We start from the raw sequence: 1,515 nt of genomic DNA, 5'->3' as shown, positions 1-1,515 counted from the left end.
TTACTATTGGGCAAAGACCAGCCATCTATTACAACAGTTGTAACTATAAACAGAAATACAATTTCAGCAAGGAGAAAAAGACCAATATAGCCCTCCATCAACCAGAACAGCATTCTGACTGATGGAGGGCTTTCTACAAGTTTAAAGTTTAGATTTACCCATGTATATATACATGTATCTTAAACTTTGGTTACAAACCTGAACAGGTTTTTAAAAAGACTGACGAACAATTCATTGCGAATAGAAATATCATATGAGAAAGAAAATGGGAACTACATTTTCTCCTTACTGAAGCACCGACAGACAATGCACAACCATGTAAATATTCTCATAAAGTAGTTAACAGCCCGGATAAAAGAATTTGATAATATAAAGTCGGCAATAAATCGGTTTTATTGCCGACTTTATATTATCCTAGCAGAACAATGGAATCATTTTACAAAGAGTAAACGTAAATGGTAAGACAATGTTTTATGGTGTGATTTCAGATTGTTGATCGAGAAATATTTACCTCTTCATATTAGGAAACAGTCAAGCAGATAGGTGTAGTTTCGTTAATAAGAGATTCTACTTAATTTCTTAGTCATTTGCGGGATACTTTTAATACTATGCTTTTACAACACAAGAAAAATACCTCATATATTACATAATATGATGAATTCATAATGGTGTTACTTAATATAGAAAAACACACTAAAGAATGATTAATTGCTCAGAACTTATATATAAAGTCGGCAATAAAGTTGGTTTGTTGCCGACTTTATATTATATTTGCACTGCAATGAGTATTGACGAGAAATATAGTATTAAACAGAGCATATTGAATTATGCTCGTACTTACGGACGGATTGAAGTGCCTCAATTAGTATCAGTATTGGGGATAAAGACCAATACCGCCCGCCAGTATCTCTGTACCTTAACCAAAGAGAACAAGATAGCCCGTACAGGAAATGGTGAATACATGCTTACAGATAAACAGGTGTTCTCATTTGCTCCAACAGAAACACTGAGAAAACTATATGTCGGATTGAAAGAGAAATTGCCATTCACCGATTTCTGCATCTACGATGGCAGCATCTTCACCACACTACAACATCACGTCTCTGTGAACCATGCTATTTATGTCGAGACCAACCGGGATGCTGTAGATTCTGTTTTTTCTCTGTTGAAGGATTCAGACATGCCCGTTTATAAGCAACCGACAGCAAAGTTCATGTACGACTACGTAAACATGCATGAACCATGCATCATTGTAAAGATATTTGTCACTGAATCTCCAGTAAATAAGGTTGATGGGATGGTTACTCCTACCATCGAAAAGCTACTCGTAGATATACAGAAAGACGAAGACTTTGATTATATGCAGGGCACGGAAATCACTTATATGTATCAGACCGCCTTTGATTTGTACACAGTCAATACTCCCAAAATGCTCCGATATGCAAAACGTAGAGGAGCATACGATAGTACTTATTCATTAATAGAACAATCACAAAAATATGATAAATAAAGAAT

At 35.2% G+C, this 1,515-nt stretch carries 1 protein-coding gene; it reads left to right on the top strand.

What is annotated here, in order from left to right:
* Positions 1 to 700 precede the first annotated feature (700 nt).
* Complete coding sequence (locus tag AB5935_RS25795; RefSeq protein WP_004310962.1) at positions 701 to 1,510, top strand: DUF6577 family protein; 810 nt, start codon at positions 701 to 703, stop codon at positions 1,508 to 1,510.
* The last annotated feature ends 5 nt before the right edge of the window (positions 1,511 to 1,515 follow it).

Origin of the sequence: Phocaeicola sp. RTP21198st1_B8_RTP21198_201120, from assembly GCF_040929485.1 — a bacterium.
In the GTDB taxonomy this organism is placed as follows: Bacteria; Bacteroidota; Bacteroidia; order Bacteroidales; family Bacteroidaceae; genus Phocaeicola; species Phocaeicola dorei.
Note: the sequence above shows the minus strand (reverse complement) of the source record. Positions and strands in the feature narration are given on the sequence as shown.

Coding starts and splice junctions, on each gene's coding strand:
- AB5935_RS25795 (WP_004310962.1), top strand. CDS start 701: ATGATTAATTGCTCAGAACTTATATATAAAGTCGGCAATAAAGTTGGT.